General features: G+C 63.7%; 17 protein-coding genes. 12 read left to right on the top strand and 5 right to left on the bottom strand.

The features are described from left to right. Positions 1-18: 18 nt before the first annotated feature. The 11 genes from hisC (at position 19) to tatC (ending at position 6,929) form a co-directional block, all read left to right on the top strand. On the top strand, positions 19-1,113 hold the full coding sequence (gene hisC, locus CBW50_RS19205; RefSeq protein ID WP_086147038.1) for a histidinol-phosphate transaminase: 1,095 nt from the start codon (positions 19-21) through the stop codon (positions 1,111-1,113). Between the two features lie 19 nt (positions 1,114-1,132). Next, on the top strand, positions 1,133-1,723 hold the full coding sequence (hisB, locus tag CBW50_RS19200) for an imidazoleglycerol-phosphate dehydratase HisB (protein WP_010402123.1): 591 nt from the start codon (positions 1,133-1,135) through the stop codon (positions 1,721-1,723). Positions 1,724-1,761: 38 nt separating this feature from the next. Next, entirely contained in the window at positions 1,762-2,400 is a 639-nt protein-coding gene (gene hisH / locus CBW50_RS19195) for an imidazole glycerol phosphate synthase subunit HisH (protein ID WP_086147037.1), read from the top strand. Positions 2,401-2,455: 55 nt separating this feature from the next. Further along, positions 2,456-3,229, top strand: a complete 774-nt coding sequence (hisA, locus tag CBW50_RS19190) for a 1-(5-phosphoribosyl)-5-[(5-phosphoribosylamino)methylideneamino]imidazole-4-carboxamide isomerase (protein ID WP_086147036.1) — start codon at positions 2,456-2,458, stop codon at positions 3,227-3,229. A 60-nt stretch (positions 3,230-3,289) separates the two neighbouring features. Continuing rightward, positions 3,290-4,051 (top strand): imidazole glycerol phosphate synthase subunit HisF, encoded by a 762-nt coding sequence (hisF, locus tag CBW50_RS19185; RefSeq protein WP_070290307.1) that lies wholly within the window; start codon positions 3,290-3,292, stop codon positions 4,049-4,051. A 34-nt stretch (positions 4,052-4,085) separates the two neighbouring features. Further along, a complete protein-coding gene (gene hisI / locus CBW50_RS19180) occupies positions 4,086-4,523 on the top strand; it encodes a phosphoribosyl-AMP cyclohydrolase (protein WP_086147035.1) in 438 nt (145 codons plus the stop codon). Further along, complete coding sequence (locus CBW50_RS19175; RefSeq protein ID WP_034753849.1) at positions 4,520-4,891, top strand: phosphoribosyl-ATP diphosphatase; 372 nt, start codon at positions 4,520-4,522, stop codon at positions 4,889-4,891. The genes hisI and CBW50_RS19175 overlap by 4 nt, the downstream gene beginning before the upstream one ends. Before the next feature lie 15 nt (positions 4,892-4,906). Beyond that, entirely contained in the window at positions 4,907-5,278 is a 372-nt protein-coding gene (locus CBW50_RS19170) for a histidine triad nucleotide-binding protein (protein ID WP_086147034.1), read from the top strand. Between the two features lie 80 nt (positions 5,279-5,358). Next, positions 5,359-5,595: a Sec-independent protein translocase subunit TatA gene (gene tatA, locus CBW50_RS19165; protein ID WP_086147033.1), complete on the top strand. Its 237-nt coding sequence runs from the start codon at positions 5,359-5,361 to the stop codon at positions 5,593-5,595. A 48-nt stretch (positions 5,596-5,643) separates the two neighbouring features. Further along, positions 5,644-6,177, top strand: a complete 534-nt coding sequence (gene tatB / locus CBW50_RS19160) for a Sec-independent protein translocase protein TatB (protein WP_086147032.1) — start codon at positions 5,644-5,646, stop codon at positions 6,175-6,177. Continuing rightward, complete coding sequence (tatC, locus tag CBW50_RS19155) at positions 6,174-6,929, top strand: twin-arginine translocase subunit TatC (RefSeq protein WP_035823092.1); 756 nt, start codon at positions 6,174-6,176, stop codon at positions 6,927-6,929. The genes tatB and tatC overlap by 4 nt, the downstream gene beginning before the upstream one ends. 84 nt (positions 6,930-7,013) lie before the next feature. On the opposite strand, the gene CBW50_RS19150 is transcribed toward tatC, so the two are convergent. Then, on the bottom strand, positions 7,014-7,415 hold the full coding sequence (locus tag CBW50_RS19150) for a hypothetical protein (RefSeq protein ID WP_139842573.1): 402 nt from the start codon (positions 7,413-7,415) through the stop codon (positions 7,014-7,016). Between the two features lie 171 nt (positions 7,416-7,586). Next, on the bottom strand, positions 7,587-9,239 hold the full coding sequence (locus tag CBW50_RS19145) for a DUF885 domain-containing protein (protein ID WP_319017227.1): 1,653 nt from the start codon (positions 9,237-9,239) through the stop codon (positions 7,587-7,589). Between CBW50_RS19145 and CBW50_RS30345 the strand changes: the two genes are divergently transcribed. Beyond that, positions 9,238-9,495, top strand: a complete 258-nt coding sequence (locus CBW50_RS30345; RefSeq protein ID WP_319017228.1) for a hypothetical protein — start codon at positions 9,238-9,240, stop codon at positions 9,493-9,495. The two genes, CBW50_RS19145 and CBW50_RS30345, sit on opposite strands and share 2 nt — an antisense overlap. Positions 9,496-9,614: 119 nt before the next feature. On the opposite strand, the gene CBW50_RS19140 is transcribed toward CBW50_RS30345, so the two are convergent. From CBW50_RS19140 to CBW50_RS19130, 3 genes are read right to left on the bottom strand one after another with little or no spacing between them, the layout of a single operon-like run. Next, positions 9,615-10,103 carry a hypothetical protein gene (locus CBW50_RS19140; RefSeq protein WP_086147030.1) on the bottom strand — a complete coding sequence of 163 codons (489 nt, stop codon included), beginning with the start codon at positions 10,101-10,103 and terminating at the stop codon, positions 9,615-9,617. 52 nt (positions 10,104-10,155) lie between these two features. Then, complete coding sequence (locus CBW50_RS19135) at positions 10,156-14,337, bottom strand: DEAD/DEAH box helicase (RefSeq protein WP_086147029.1); 4,182 nt, start codon at positions 14,335-14,337, stop codon at positions 10,156-10,158. After that, the gene (locus CBW50_RS19130) at positions 14,334-16,277 is read right to left on the bottom strand and encodes a S9 family peptidase (RefSeq protein WP_086147028.1); all 1,944 of its coding nucleotides are present in this window, start codon (positions 16,275-16,277) and stop codon (positions 14,334-14,336) included. The genes CBW50_RS19135 and CBW50_RS19130 overlap by 4 nt, the downstream gene beginning before the upstream one ends. Between the last annotated feature and the right edge of the window lie 128 nt (positions 16,278-16,405).

Genomic DNA, 16,405 nt, shown 5'->3' with positions numbered 1-16,405 from the left:
ATCAGGAGTGTTTGCAGCATGTCTTTCCTCGATCAGTTAATCAGCAACACCGTGCGCGCCGATGTGCGGGCCGTCAAAAGCTACCAGGTCGCCGACGCCAGCGGCTACATCAAGCTCGATGCGATGGAAAACCCGTATCCGCTGCCGCAGCAGCTGCGCGAGGAACTGGGCGCGCGCCTGGCCGGCGTGGCGCTGAACCGCTATCCGCCGTCCTACGCCAGCCTGCAGCAAGCCATCTGCGCCAAACTGGGCGTGCCGGCCGGCTATGACGTCATGCTGGGCAACGGCTCCGATGAGCTGATCTCCATCCTGGCCATGGCTTGCGCCCGCCAGGAGCCGGGCCAGCGCGCCGTGCTGCTGGCGCCCGTGCCGGCCTTCGTCATGTATGCGCGTTCGGCGCAGTTTGCCGGCATGGATTTCGTCGGCGTGCCCCTGCGGGCCGATTTCAGCCTGGATATGGACGCCATGCTGGCGGCGATCGAAGCGCACCGCCCGGCGCTGGTCTTCCTCGCCTATCCGAACAACCCGACGGGCAACCTGTTTGCCGGCGCCGACATCGAGCGCCTCCTGGCCGCCCTGGGCGACACGGGCATCGCCGTCGTCGACGAAGCCTACGAGCCGTTCGCGCAGCACAGCTTCATGGGCCGCCTGCCCGAATTCGAGAACCTGGTGGTGATGCGCACCGTGTCGAAACTGGGCCTGGCGGGCATTCGCCTCGGCTATATGTCGGCCGCGCCGGCCCTGCTGGCGCAGTTCGAGAAAGTGCGGCCGCCGTATAACGTGAATGTGCTGACGCAGGCGGCGGCCGAATTCGCGCTCGAGCACCTCGACGTGCTCAATGCGCAGGCGGACTTGCTCAACAGCGCGCGCGACGAACTGGCGCTGCGCCTGGCGGAACTGCCGGGCGTGACGGTATTTCCCTCGAAGGCAAATTTTCTTCTGATTCGTGTGGCTGATTCCGACGATGTTTGCGCAAAACTGCTTGCCCGCAGGGTTTTAATTAAAAATATGAGTAAAATGCATGCTGCGCTGGCCAATTGCCTGCGCATCAGCGTCAGCACCCCGGAAGAGAATTCCCTTTTTTACGATGCCTTCAAGGCATCCCTCGTTTAGCTAATCGCCAGAGCCTCCCATGAACCGCACCGCAGAAATCACGCGCAACACCAACGAGACGCAAGTTCGCGTCGCCCTCAACCTGGACGGCACGGGCCAGCAAAAGCTCAACACCGGCGTGCCCTTCCTCGACCACATGCTGGACCAGATCGCCCGCCACGGCCTGATCGACCTCGATATCGAGGCGACGGGCGACGTGCATATCGACAACCACCATACGGTGGAAGACGTGGGCATCACCCTGGGCATGGCCGTGGCCAAGGCCATCGGCGACAAGAAGGGCATCCGCCGCTACGGCCACGCCTACGTGCCGCTGGACGAGGCGCTGTCGCGCGTGGTGCTCGATTTCTCGGGCCGCCCTGGCATCGAATACCACATCCCGTTTACGCGCGCCATGATCGCCGGCTTCGACGTCGACCTGACGCTGGAATTTTTCCGCGGCTTCGTCAACCATGCGGGCGTGACATTGCATATCGACAACTTGCGCGGCACGAATGCCCACCACCAGTGCGAAACCGTGTTCAAGGCCTTTGGCCGCGCGCTGCGCATGGCTGCCGAGCTCGACGAGCGCGCGGCCGGCATCATTCCATCGACCAAGGGCAGCCTGTAAGCGCCGCGCTCGCTATATTGTAGATTCCGGGATTAAACATGAATAAAATTGTGGTGGTGGATTACGGCATGGGCAATTTGCGCTCGGTGGCGCAGGCGCTGCGTGCCGTGGCGCCGGAGGCCGACGTGCGCATTTCCGGCGCACCCGCCGACATCGACGGCGCCGACCGCATCGTCCTGCCGGGCCAGGGCGCCATGCCCGACTGCATGCGCAGCTTGCGCGAATCGGGCGTGCTCGAGGCGCTGTTGCGCGCCGCCAACAGCAAGCCCGTGCTCGGTGTGTGCATCGGCGAGCAGATGCTGTTCGACGCCAGCGAAGAGGGCGATGCGGCCGGTCTGGGCTTGCTGCCAGGCAAAGTCGTGCGTTTCCAGCTCGACGGCCAGGTGCAGGAAGACGGTTCGCGCTTCAAGGTACCGCAAATGGGCTGGAACCAAGTGCGGCAGACGGCATCCCATGCCATGTGGGATGGCATTGCCGACAATGCTTATTTTTACTTTGTGCACAGCTATTTTGCTCAGCCTCAAGTCGCGGCGCACACGGTGGGCGAGACTGTCTATGGCGCGCCGTTCGCCTGCGCCGTCGCCCGTGATAATATTTTCGCGACACAGTTCCACCCTGAAAAAAGCGCTGCCGCTGGTTTGCAGCTGTACAAGAACTTCGTTCACTGGCAACCTTGACCTTGGTTTTCCGGCTTTTTTTCCGCTTCTCACTCACTTTTAAACCACACTGACCATGCTGCTCATTCCCGCCATCGACCTGAAAGACGGTCACTGCGTACGCCTGAAACAAGGCGATATGGAACTTGCCACCGTATTTTCCGAAGACCCGGCCGACATGGCCCGCCATTGGCTGATGCAAGGCGCGCGCCGGCTGCACCTGGTCGACCTGAACGGCGCCTTCGCCGGCAAGCCGAAGAATGAAGGCGCCGTGAAAGCCATCCTCAAGGCGGTGCAGGACTTCGCCGTGGAAAACGACATCGAGGAAATCCCCGTGCAGCTGGGCGGCGGCATCCGCGACCTCGACACCATCGAGCGCTACCTCGACGCCGGCATCAGCTACATCATCATCGGCACGGCGGCCGTGAAAAGCCCCGGCTTCCTGCACGACGCCTGCAGCGCCTTCCCCGGCCACATCATCGTCGGCCTCGACGCCAAGGATGGCAAAGTGGCAACGGATGGCTGGAGCAAGATGTCGGGCCATGAAGTGATCGACCTGGCGAAAAAATTCGAAGCCTACGGCGTCGAATCGATCATCTACACGGACATCGGCCGCGACGGCATGATGGGCGGCATCAATATCGACGCCACCGTCAAGCTGGCGCAAGCCGTCAAGATCCCCGTCATCGCTTCGGGCGGCCTGCACAACATCGGCGATGTGGAAGCGCTGTGCGCCGTCCAGGCCGAAGGCATCGAGGGCGTGATCTGCGGCCGCTCCATCTATGAAGGCACGATCGACCTGGCGCAGGCGCAGGAACGCGCCGACGAGCTGACCGACACCGCCGTTTAAGCCTGCCCGGCCGGGGCGCGCGCACACGTTCCCTGGCCTGGCGACAATCTGGAACCCATCATGCTTGCAAAACGTATCATCCCCTGCCTCGACGTGACCAATGGCCGCGTCGTCAAAGGCGTCAACTTCACGGAATTGCGCGACGCGGGCGATCCGGTGGAAATTGCCCGCCGTTATGACGAACAGGGCGCCGACGAAATCACTTTCCTCGACATTACCGCCTCGAGCGACAACCGCGGTTTGATCTTCGACATCATCGAAGCGGTGGCGTCGCAAGTGTTCATTCCGCTGACCGTGGGCGGCGGCGTGCGCGTGGTGGAAGACGTGCGTCGCCTGCTCAACGCGGGCGCCGACAAGGTCAGCATCAACACCTCGGCCGTGACGAATCCGCAACTGGTGTTTGAGGCATCGCAAAAGCACGGTTCGCAATGCATCGTCGTCGCCATCGACGCCAAGCAGGTGTCGCCCGGCAAGTGGGAAGTGTTTACCCATGGCGGGCGCACGGCCACGGGCCTGGACGCCTTCGAGTGGGCGCGTAAAATGGAAAGCCTGGGTGCCGGGGAGATCTTGCTTACCAGCATGGACCGCGACGGCACCAAGGTGGGCTTCGACCTGGGCCTGACGCGCGGCGTGTCCGACGCCGTCAGCATTCCCGTCATTGCCTCGGGCGGCGTGGGCGGCTTGCAAGACCTGGTCGACGGCATCAAGGTGGGCCGCGCCGATGCCGTGCTGGCCGCCAGCATCTTCCACTATGGCCAGCACACGGTGCAGGAAGCCAAGCAATTCATGGCGCAGCAGGGCATTCCCATGCGCCTGGCGTAAAGGCAAGCAGTCAATATCAGCGGGATAGAAGAACATGCAGAACGGAACCATCGTAGCAAGCAATGCCAAGTGGCTGAAAAAGGTCAAATGGGACGAGCACGGGCTGGTGCCCGTGATCGCGCAGGAAGCGGGCAGCAATGACGTGCTGATGTTCGCCTGGATGAACCGCGACGCGCTGGCGCGCACGGTGGAGCTGGGCGAAGCCGTGTACTGGAGCCGTTCGCGCAAGAAACTGTGGCACAAGGGCGAAGAATCGGGCCACACGCAAAAGGTGCTGGAAATCCGCCTCGATTGCGACGAAGACGTGGTCTTGCTGAAAATCGAGCAGGCCGGCGGCATCGCCTGCCATACGGGCCGCCATTCGTGCTTCTTCCAGAAGTTCGAAGGCGACGAGAAAACGGGCGAATGGCAAGTCACCGAGCCCGTGCTGAAAGATCCCGACACGATTTACGCGGAAAGCAAGAACAAATGAGTGAAACCTTGAAACGCCTGGCCGCCGTGATCGAATCGCGCAAGCTGGCCAATGGCGGCGACCCCGCCACCTCGTATGTCGCGCGCCTGTTCGCCAAGGGCGATGATGCGATTTTGAAAAAAATCGGCGAGGAAGCGACGGAAACCGTGATGGCCGCCAAGGATGCGCGCCGCGACAACGACCCGTCAAAGGTCTTGTACGAATGCGCCGACCTGTGGTTCCATTCGCTGGTGATGCTGGCGCAGTTCGACCTGACGCCGCAGCAGGTGCTCGACGAGCTGGCGCGCCGCGAAGGCTTGTCCGGCCTGGAAGAGAAGGCGGCGCGCAAGGATGAGCTGCGCGACGCCGGCGAAACAGACAAACACTGACCTACTGGAGCGTGCGTGGATAACTGTATTTTTTGCAAGATTGCTGCAAAACAAATTCCCTCGAGCATAGTGTATGAAGACGAGGACTTGCTGGCCTTCAAGGACATCAACCCGGCCGCCCCCGTGCACCTGCTCCTGATTCCGAAGCGCCACGTGGCGACCCTGTCCGACTGCGACGACAGCCATACGGAGATGCTGGGCAAGCTGCTGCGCCTGGCGCCGAAGCTCGCTGCCGAGTTCGGCTGCGCCGTCAGCTATGACGCCGACGGCACGCCTGCCGGCGGCTTCAAGACCATGATCAACAGCGGCCCGAACGGCGGGCAAGAGGTGTACCACCTGCACATGCATGTGTACGGCGGTCCCCGCCCCTGGCGCGGCCAGCACTGATTTCGCCGTGCGCCGGGTTCGCGTGTATACTACCGGCATTGGTTGACGCTATTCGGGCACCGTCCCGCAAGGAGAATGTGATGGGTTCATTGAGTATTTGGCACTGGGTGATCGTTCTGGTTATCGTGATGCTGGTCTTCGGCACCAAGAAACTGGGCAATATCGGCGGTGATATCGGCAAGGCCGTCAAAGGCTTCAAGGATGGCGTCAAGGGCGACGATGAGGCGCCTGCCGCCAATACCCCTCCTGCTGCGCCATCGCAAGTGGCCGACAAAAGCACCATCGACGTCGAAACGAAAGAGAAAAGCAAGTCCTGATAGCGTGGCGGGGCCCTTGCCTCGTCCGGTAACAGCCCTTGTCCGCTTATGATCGATCTCGGTCTCTCTAAAATCGCCATCATCGGCGTGGTTGCGTTGATAGTCATCGGTCCTGAAAAGCTGCCGAAGGTGGCGCGCATGGCCGGCACCCTGTATGGCCGCGCGCAACGCTACCTGAACCAGGTGAAATCCGAAGTCACGCGCGAAATCGAACTGGAAGAGCTGAAAAACCTGCAGAAGGAAGTGCAGGATGCGGCCCATTCCGTCCAGCAAAGCGTGGAGAAATCCATGCATGGCGTGGAAAACTCGATTTCCGGCAACCTGGCCGAGGTGGAAAACGCCTGGCGCGGCGATTCCAGTGCATATGACGGGCATCACGATGCCCATGAAGCCATGCTGCGCGCCACCAACGATGACCTGGCCCGCAAGGCGCGCGAATTCCGCCGCAAGAAACTGGTGCGCAATTCCGCCGTTCCCGGCTGGTACAAGCAGCGCCATGGCGGCAAGCAGCACGTGCAGTCGGCCGCCGCCCGCGTGGCGCGTTTCCGTCCGCGCGCCAGTTCCTCCTCCTTTTACTCATGAGTAGCAAATCTCCGGTGGAAGAAACCTTTATCTCGCATCTGGTCGAGCTGCGCAACCGCCTGGTGAAAGCCTCGATCGGCATCGCCGTCGTCTGCGCCGTGCTGTTTTACTGGCCCGGCCCCTCGCATATCTACGACTTCATTGCCGCGCCGATGATCGCCTCGCTGCCGGCCGGCTCGAAAATGATCGCCACCGGCGTCATTTCGCCCTTCCTGGTGCCGATGAAGGTCACCCTGGTGATCGCCTTCATCGTCGCCTTGCCCTGGGTGCTGTACCAGATGTGGGCCTTCATCGCGCCCGGCCTGTACACGCATGAAAAGCGTTTGATCGCGCCGCTGGTCATCTCGTCGTCGCTGCTGTTCATGGCCGGCGTGGCCTTCTGTTATTTCTTTGTGTTTGGCCGCGTGTTCCACTTCATCAGCGACTTTTCGCCATCGTCGATCGCGGTGACGCCGGATATCGAAAACTACCTCGATTTCGTCATGTCGATGTGCCTGGCCTTCGGCGCCACCTTCGAAGTGCCCGTGGTGGTGGTGATCCTCGTGCGCATGGGCTTGGTTTCCATCGCGAAACTCAAGGAAGTGCGCCCCTACATCATCGTCGGCGCCTTCGTGATTGCCGCCATCGTCACGCCGCCGGACGTGGTCAGCCAGTTCTCGCTGGCCATCCCCATGTGCCTGCTGTTCGAGCTGGGCCTGCTGGTGGCGCCCATCTTCGTCAAGGCCACCCAGGCGCCGGAAGAAGCGTCCTAGACGCTTTACTATACTCGCAAGCAAAAGCCGCTGACCTCCCCCGGGAGCAGCGGCTTTTTTGTTGCCAGGAAAGTGAGTGTGCGCTTACTGCAGCATCAGTTTGCTGAGGATGCCCAGGTTGAGCAGGATCAAGGTGCTCATCATCCAGTACACGCGTTTCATGTCCGCGCCCTGGCGCAAGTCCAGGCGTTCCAGGCGGGCGTCGAATTTTTGCTCCAGGGCGTCTATTTTGGTGTCGAGCCTGAGTTCCAGCGCGTCGATCTTCACCCCCAGGGCGCCAAACTTGGTATCGACCTGTTGCGACACCAGCTTGATTTCCCCCAGCAGATTGCGCTCCAGCGCCGCCAGTTCGCCATGCACGACGACGGCCGAGCCCAGCACTTCGCCCAGCGCCATCGCATGGGCCTCCGCCTGCTGCGTGGGCACGCCCGCCGAGGCGAGGCGTTTGGCGTAATCGAGGGTGTCGAACTGGATGGGCATATGCATGGACGCTCCCGAACTCACCCTAGCAGAAAAATCGGCAATTGCCAGTGAGGAGTGCGGTGGCGCCTGCCTTCCCGTCAGCTTAATCGACAGGGCGGTAGCTGGTTTGCGGCGGCGCAAACGCATGCAAAAAGGGCGCCGCAGCGCCCTTTGCAAGCTGACGGCGAGCGCCGCTTAATTCATCAATTCCTTGATGACTTTGACAGGAGCGCTGCCGTAGCTGAGGAACTGCTCATGGAAATCCTTCAGCACGAACTTGTTGCCCAGCGCCTGCTTGCGCTGTTCGCGCAAGTCCATGATTTCGCTGTAGCCGCTGAAATAGCTGGTCAGTTGCACCGAGCTCAACTGCACGCGGCGCCATTTTTCCGTCGCTTCGCGCTTGGTCTGGAAAGCCTGGCGCGTCAGCAGGTCCAGCGCCTGCGCTTCCGTCATGCCCAGCACGTGCACGCTGTAGTCGAGGATGGTGTTGGTGACGCTGCGCAAGTTCCACTTCGAATACATCAGCCACATTTCCGGCGCGTTGTTGCCATAGCCCGATTCGAGCATCATGCGCTCGCCATACACGGCCCAGCCTTCGATCATGGCGCCATTGCCGAAGATGGACTTGACCAGCGACGGCGACTTGTTGGCGTACACGAGCTGCGTGTAATGGCCGGGGATGGCTTCGTGGATATTTAAAATCTGCAAGATCCAGTGGTTGTACTCGCGCAAGCTGCTTTCCGCCTGCTCCGGCGTTTCGCCGTCGAGCGGCGTCACGTTGTAATAGGTGCGGTCCTGCGGGCGGTAGGGGCCGGGCGCCTCGATGCTGGCGCCGGCCACGCCGCGCTGGTAGGCGGGCGTTTCACGCACGACCAGCGGCTTTTTCGGGTCCATCGTCAGCAGATTGTGGCTGCTCACCCATTCCTGCAATTCCGGGATCTGGCGGCGGATTTCCGGCACGAAATCGGCGGGCGCCACGTGCTTGCTCGACAACTTGTCGATCACCATGCCGATCTTCGTCGTGCGGTCCGCCGGCTTGGCCGTGCCGCCCATGGTTTTCACCCACAGCTCGTCGGACAGGCTGTCCATGTGTTCGAGCAGCTTTTCGCGGGCGGCCAGGGCTTTCTGGTACATCTGCTCGGCGCTCACGCTGGCCTGGATATCGTAGGCGAATTTCTGTTCATATAAATCCTTGCCGATGCGGAAGGAGCGCGCATTGCCGTTCTGCGCCAGCGCCGCATCCTGTTCCGTCAGCCAGGCCGCATAGCCTTGCACGGCCGTGCGGGCCGCGGCGATGCGGGCGTTGTACAGCTGCTTTTCCGCCGGCGTCAGGATGGAACCCTGTGCCGTCTTGTTCAGGTCGTCAAGCACGCTGAGCACGCCGGCGCTCTGGGCGATGGCCAGCTGCGTATGCTCGCGCGTGGGGTGATTGATACTGGCGCGCGCGGCCGCATAGTATTGCGGCACGCCGGCGATGCGCTTGAGCAAGGTGCGCAGGCGCTGCGGCTGGGCCGCGTATTCCGTGTTCAGGATGAAATCGATGGAGCCGGCCACGTTGTACTGGGCGGGATTCCATTCGAATTCGCGGAAGGTGGTCAGATACCAGCGGTCCGCTTGCAGCTTGTTCGTCAGCAGGGCCAGGTCGGTACGTTGCTTGTCGGACATCTTGCTGGCATTCAACTTGCCAAACTTGCCCAGCCATTCTTCGATGAAGGCCAATTGCTTCTGGCGGCTGGCCGCGTCAGGAATGCTCAGGTTGGCGGCGCCGTCGTACTTGCCGACCGAAATCGCGCTTTCCGGATCCAGGCGCCACAGGGCCGTGAGGAACTGGCCGCTGAGGTTATTCATGGAACGGTCGCTGCTGTTCTCGCTGGCGACGGCCGCGACCGTGGCTGCCGTCGCAGCCGTGGCGACGACAGCCTTCCTGGCGACGGTTTTCTTCTTGCTGCTGCTGGTGCCTGCCTTGCCGCTTTTCTGCGGTTTCTTGGCGGCGCTGGCCGGCGTCAGCGTAAAGGCCATCATCAATGCGGCGAGCGCAATTTTATTTCTTGTCAGCATAGTTGGTCTCTTGAATATTTGGCTGTTTGTAAAAATCAGTAAATAATAAACTGATAATATAAGTAACAAACAACTATTGAAAGGTTGGCCTTGCTTGCCTGGGCGGCCCAAAGATTAGCATTAATTGCCGCCGCTGCGCAGTTTTTTGCGCCGGGCGTTCCCGCGCTAGACGACGACGGCGCCGCCGCGCAGCATGTCCTGATGGCGCGCATTCAGGTCCGCCACGGCGTCCTTGCCGCGCGCCATGCCGGTGGCGTGGATTTCCGTTTCTTGCGTGTAGCGCTGGCTGACGCGCACCGTGTAGGACTGGAACAGCCAGCTCCAGAAGTTCGTTTCGTAGACGGCTTCATCCATGTCGCGCCATTTGACGCCCGTCAGTTTCTTTTTCCACGGCAAGATGCCGGACGCCAGCCACACGCCTGCCTCGTCGCAATACAGCTGGTAGCTGCGGATGGTCAACAGGCGGTAGCCGACGATCAGGGCCGAGCCGACCAGCACCACGAAGGCGGCCCGCGTGTTGTACTTGAAGGCCAGCGGCAAGGCGGCAAAGAACAGCAGCACGGCGATGATGAAGGTGCTGACGTAGGCCGTCCAGGATTTGCCGCACAAAAAGGTGGCGCGCTGGCCGGCGCTGGTGGCGATGAAGTCGGTCATGGGGAAATAGGGCGAAGAAACAGGAATAATCGCATGGAACGGGACCGGCTGTTCATTTTTTCAAGCCCTCCTGCAGCATGCCCAGCATGTCATTGGCCGACATGCGCGCGGCCGCGTCGCTGCCTTCCAGCAGACTGTCGGCCAGGTCGCGTTTGTGCTGGTGCAATTCGACGATGCCTTCCTCGATCGTGTGTTTCGCCACCAGGCGGTAAATGGTGACGGGGCGCAACTGCCCCATGCGGTGGGCGCGGTCCGAGGCCTGGTCTTCCACGGCCGGGTTCCACCACGGGTCCATGTGGATCACGTAGTCGGCCGCCGTCAGGTTGATGCCCATGCCGCCCGCCTTCAGGCTGATCAGGAAAACGTCGCCGTCTCCCGCCTGGAAGGCATCCACGCGGCGCTTGCGCTCCTGCATGGGCGTGGCGCCGTCGAGATACTGGTAGCTGACGCCATGCTGCTCCAGGTGCTGGCGGATGAGGGTCAAATGGTCGACGAACTGGCTGAAGACGAGCACCTTGTGGCGGTTTTCCAGCAGACCCGACAGCAGTTCGGCGAAGGCCGCCAGCTTGCTGCTGGCCAGGCCCAGCTCGGGCGCCACCAGCTGCGGATTGCAGCAGGCGCGGCGCAGCTTCATGATTTCGGCCAGGATCTGGATGGCCTTTTTCGACGCCGGCCCTTCCACCATGGCCAGCTTTTCCAGCGCTTCGCGGCGCAAGGATTCGTACAGCGCCGTTTCCGGCGGCGACAGTTCCACCTCCAGCACGATTTCCGTGCGTGATGGCAATTCCGACAGCACTTGCGTTTTTGTCCGGCGCAGGATGAATGGCGCGATCAGGCGGCGCAGGCGCAGGCGCGCGCCGGCGGCCGCCCGCTTGTCCTGATCCTTTTCGATCGGTCCCGCAAAGCGCAAATTGAACTGGTCCAGGGTGCCCAGCAAGCCCGGGTTAATAAAACGGAACAGATTCCACAGTTCGCCCAGGTGGTTTTCCAGCGGCGTGCCGCTGGCCACCATGCGGAAATCGCCTTGCAGGGCCATCACGGCTTGCGAACGCTTGGTGGCGCCGTTCTTGATGGCCTGCGCTTCGTCGAGCACGATCGTATGCCAGCGCACGTCCGCGAACAGCTGAGCTTCCTGCTGCAGCAAGCCATAGCTGGCCACCACCAGGTCGAACGGCTGCAGGGTGTCGAGCATGTCGGCGCGGTCGCCGCCGCCGAACAGCTTCACCTTCAAGGTGGGGGCGAAGCGCTGCGCCTCGCTGATCCAGTTCATGCACACGGAGGTGGGCGCGACGACGAGGGTGGGGCCGTTCGGTGCGCGCGCCAGGATCAGGGCCAGCGCCTGCAAAGTCTTGCCGAGTCCCATGTCGTCGGCCAGGCAGGCGCCCACGCCCCAGTGCGCCAGACGCGCCAGCCACTCGTAGCCGGCCAGCTGGTAGTCGCGCAGGTCGGCCTGCAGGGTGCTGGGCAGCTGCGGCGTAAAGTCGTCGAGGGCGCGCAGGCGCAGCAGGTGCTCGCGCCACAGTTTGTCGGCCTTCACGCCGCCCGCATCGTTGGCCAGCTCTTCCAGCGCGAACGCGGCCAGCGGGTGGATATGCACGCCATCGGCATGCGCCTCGCCATACGCGGCCAGTTCCGACAGGCGGCGGTGCAATTCGTCGCTGAGTGCGAGGAACTGGTTGTCGCCCAGGGCCACGAAGCGGCTTTTATTGTTCTGCATCAAATCGAGCAAGGCGCGCAAATCCATCACCTTGTCTTCGTCGATCTGCACGTCGCCGCTGGCGGCAAACCAGTCTTTTTCGCTCCTGATATTGAGGCGCATCTGGCCGCTGTCGATGCGTTTCGATACGCGCATGGTTTCGCCCTCGGGCCAGGCCAGCACGATGCCGGCAGGATCGAGCGCCTGCAGCTCGACCAGCAATTGCAGGCCCAGCGCTGGCTGGCCCAGCAGCCACTCGCCATGCTCTTCATCGGCCTCTTCCAGCACCAGGCAACGTCCGATGAGCTGGCGCTGCGCTTCGCGTTCCGCATTCAGGTCGCGCCGCGCCTGCACGGCACGCCCCGCCACATCGGCAAACACGCTTTCGGCGCCGCTGCCGGGCGCGTAATAGGCGCCGTTGTCGTGCAGCGGCCGCACGAGAATCTGCATCTTGAGTCCCTGCTGGTAGGGCAGCAGGTGCACGTGCAGGCGGTGGTCGGCCGTGATGACTTCCGCGTCGCCCGCGCCGCCGCCGATGTCGGACTGCACGGTGACCATGGACGAGATGGCGCCGATGGCCTGCATCACCTGTTTTTCCGCATGCAGGGGCACGGACAGGCCCAGGCCCACGATGGCGCCGATGCGCCGGTGTTCGTCGAGGATGTGCACCACGCGCAGGCGCGTCGGCGTCTCGCGCTGCACGACCACGTTGCCGCCGTTGTCGGGCAGCGGCGGCTGCATGCCCAGCCATAGCTGCCCCTCGTGCGACTTGATCAGCAGCTCGGGCGCGCCGGCGATCAGTTCCACGCGCGTGTCGGGGTGATCGAGCCAGAACACGAGCGGGTGGCCCACCAGCAGCACGGCGGCCTTGTCCAGCTCGACTTCATAGCGCGGTGCCGACGAATAGTATTGCTTGAACGGCGCGATGCTGCCGGCCGCGCGGGCGTCCTGCGGCGTGAGGAAATCGATGTCGCCCGCCTCTTCGGCCAGGCGTTTGAGGCCCATGGCGCGGCCCTTGCTCCAGCCGCCGCGCGCGTCGCGCTTCTGCTCGCGCACTTCCACGGCCGTCAGGCCGAAGCGCGGGTCGAACGCCACCAGCCACACGAGGCGCGAGACGCTGCCGACGGCTTCGGCCGGCGCGTTCTGCTGCAGGTTGATCAGGGCGCTCAGCTGGCGCTGCCATGCTTCCTGGCGCTCGAACCACGGCGCCATGTCCGTCAAGCCGTGCTGCGCCCGCTTGGCCGTCGCATAGCGCTCCTGCTGCGGCTCGCTCATCAGGCCCAGCAAGCCGGCCGCCTGCGCGGCGATCAGGTCGTAGCCGGCCGCGTCGGCCTGCTGTACCAGCAATGTCAGTTGGGGTTTGCGTTCGCTCAATTGCGGCAGCGCAAGCCAGTAGTACAGCAAGGCCTGGAACAGCTGGGCCTGCAGTCCCGTTTCCCAGTTGCGCGTGGGAATGCCTTCGGCTTGCAGCACGCCGGCGCGCACCATGCGCAGCATGTTCAGCTGCTGGTAGACGATGCTGTCGTGGTTCGGCTGGGCGTGCAGGGCGATGTCGAGGTAGGTTTCCGCCGTTTTCAGCAGCTTGGCGTCGTTGCCGCGCAGCAAGGCCAGCACGTACAGGTGGCCGCCGATGCCCGTGAAACACAGCTTGCGCTTGCCCGCCTCCTTGCGCAGCCCTTTCAGGGCCGTTTCGAAGCCCGCCACGGCGTGCGCGTGTTCGCCGCGCAAGAGGGCGATGCTGCTGTCGACAAACAGCGCCTGCGGTCCCTGCTGGCCCGCCAGGTAGCGGGCGGCCGCGTCGAGTTCGCCGCACAGCAGGGCGTCCTCGGCCAGGGCCAGCGGCAGGGCGGCGCCGATGTGGTCGCCGGCCGCCGCCTGGCGCGCATGATGGGCGCGCGCATAGGCGCGGATGGCGTGCGCCGTGGCCGGTTCGCGCGGGGCGTTGCCCAGCAGCACGGCGAGGACGTCATCCTGCAGTTGCGGCATGACGAAAGACAACATTTCCGGCTCGAACGGCCGGCCGAAGATCTCGATCAGCGGATGCATCTGCTGCGCTTCATAGCAGGCCATGCAGGCGGCCAGGATGGCGGCCACCTGGCGCACCTCGTCATTGCGCAAGAGGGCGATGCGCAGGCGCGCCACGCCTTGCCGGTAGCTGCGCAATTCCACATAGCCGTCCCAGTTGCGCCGCACGGGATTGATCAGCTCGATGGCCTGGCACAGGTCGCGGAACACCAGATGCTCGATGGCGGCACGCATGGCGGGCCAGCGCAGCTTCGCTTCGCAGGCGAAACCCCGTCCCACCACCTCGCTGGCCAGCGCCAGACGCGTCAGCCGCTGCAGCATGTTCGTCACCACCAGCAGGGAAAACGGCGTGCCGTCCGGCTCGACGAGATTGGCGCGCTGCAAGTGTTCATACACGGCATGCTTGCCCACCGGCTCGCCCGTGATGGCCAGCAAGGCCAGGATCATCTGTTCGTGCTGCTCCAGGGCGGCGAATTCGGCTAGCAGGTGCTGGTCCAAATGCGGGTCGGTCATGCGGGCAGATTGGCGATATGCACGGGCGGCTCGCCGGCCGCCACGGGCAGGCCGAACACGCGCTGGTAGAAATACAGTTCCGCATCCAGCGTGCGCACGATGTTTTCCGCCTTGCGGAAGCCGTGTCCCTCGCCTTCCAGGGGCACGTAGGCGACGGGCACGCCGCGCGCCTGCAGGGCGTCAACCATCTGCTGCGACTGCTGCGGCGGCACCACCTTGTCATCGAGGCCCTGGAAGAAGATCATCGGGCGCGACAATTTATTGGTGTGGTGGATGGGCGAGCGCTTGCGGTACAGGGCATCGGCCTGCGGCTGGGGGGCGATCAGGTAGTCGGTGTAGCGCGATTCGAACTTGTGCGAATCGTCGTCCAGGCCCTTCAGGTCGGATACGCCATAGTAGCTGGCGCCGGCCTTGAAGACGTCGTGGAAGGTCAGCGCGCACAGGGTCGTCAAGCCGCCCGCGCTGCCGCCGCGCACGATCAGGCGTTCGGGGTCGGCCAGGCCGTTGGCCGCCAGGTAGCGGGCGCCGGCGATGCAGTCTTCCACGTCGACGATGCCCCATTGCCCGCGCAGCGCGTCGCGGTATTCGCGGCCGAAGCCGCTGCTGCCGCCATAGTTGACGTCAAGCACGCCGATGCCGCGGCTGGTCCAGTACTGCGTCGCCAGCTTCAAGGTATTGCTGGCCATGCTGGTGGGGCCGCCGTGGCTGATGACGATGACGGGCGGCAAGGTGCCTGCCGGCGCCTGCACCTCGTCATTTTTCGGCGGATAGAAGAAGGCGTGCGCCGTGCGGCCGTTGCTGCTAGGAAAGCTCAAGCTGCGCGGCACGGACAGGTAAGCCAGCGCGGGCAAGTGCGCGATCGACTGCGCCAGCACTTCCAGTTCATGGTTAGCCAAATCGATGCGCGCCAGTTCCAGCGCGATGGTGGGGCTGCCGCCGAGCAGCGCGACGAAGCCGGGGCCCACGCGCAGTTCGCGGATTTCCTGGTAGGGGTGCGGGATCGGCTCCAGCTTGGCTGCCGCCACGCTCAGTTGCGCCAGGTAGCTGATGCCGGCCTGGATATACGTGCAGACGATCTCGTCGGCGGACAGGAAACCGTACATGCTGCCGCCGAAGGTCCAGTGCGGCGTGGCAAATTCCGCTTCCATCGGGCACAGCGCCTCGATGTCGGCGCCGTGCAGGCGGTACAGGTTCCACCAGCCGCTACTGTCGGAAACGAAGTGCAGCAAGCCGTTCGGTGACCATTCCGGCTGGCAAATCGACTCGCGCGCGCCGCCGGCGATCAGGCGCGGCGAGCCCAGCGTGCCATCCGCCTGCACGTCGGCCAGCCACAGTTCCGTGCCCTGCCACGGCAGGCGCGGGTGGTCCCAGCTGATCCAGGCCAGCTGGCTGCCGTCCGGCGACAGGCGCGGCGCCGCATAAAAGTCGTGGCCGCGCGCCAGCACCGTTTCGCGCCCGTCGAAGCCGACGGCGGCCAGGCAGTTTTCCGGATGCGCGTGGCCTTGCTCCGGATGCTGTTCGCGCACGGCGATCAGGCGGGAGCGGGCCGCATCGACGACGAAGTCTGCGTGGCGCGTGTTGCCGCCCGTGGTGAACGCCTCGGGCGCGCCGTCGCCGGCCACGCGGTACAGGCAGTTGTCGGCGAAATGCGAGAAATACACGCTATCGCCGGCCACGGCATAGGCGCCGCCGCCGTATTCATGCACGCGGCTGCGCACATTGAACGGTGCCGGCGTCAGTTCATCGACCCGCGCGCCGCGCTGGCGCAGCAGGGTGTTGCGGCCCGCCTCGCTGGCGCGCCCGGCCAGCCAGAACACATCGGCGCCATCGGCACCGCCCAGGGCCAGCTGCGTCAGCGGCGAGGCGCCGGCGGCGACGATGGCCGCGCTGATCGGCGATGGCCAGATGCCATAAGGGGTGCTGGATGCGGTCGAGGTCATGCGGGCTCCGTGTAGTGAGGGGATCAAGGGCCGCCAGGCAGGATCAGGGCGCGTGGCAGCGTGCATCATCATAATGGAAGGTCAGGCACAACGAAAGTCATCGCTGTGTGCGGCAAATGCTGCAAAGC

The sequence above is a fragment of the Janthinobacterium sp. GW458P genome (assembly GCF_002127585.1).
Taxonomy (GTDB): domain Bacteria; phylum Pseudomonadota; class Gammaproteobacteria; order Burkholderiales; family Burkholderiaceae_D; genus Janthinobacterium.
This window is presented reverse-complemented; position numbering and strand designations above follow the sequence as displayed.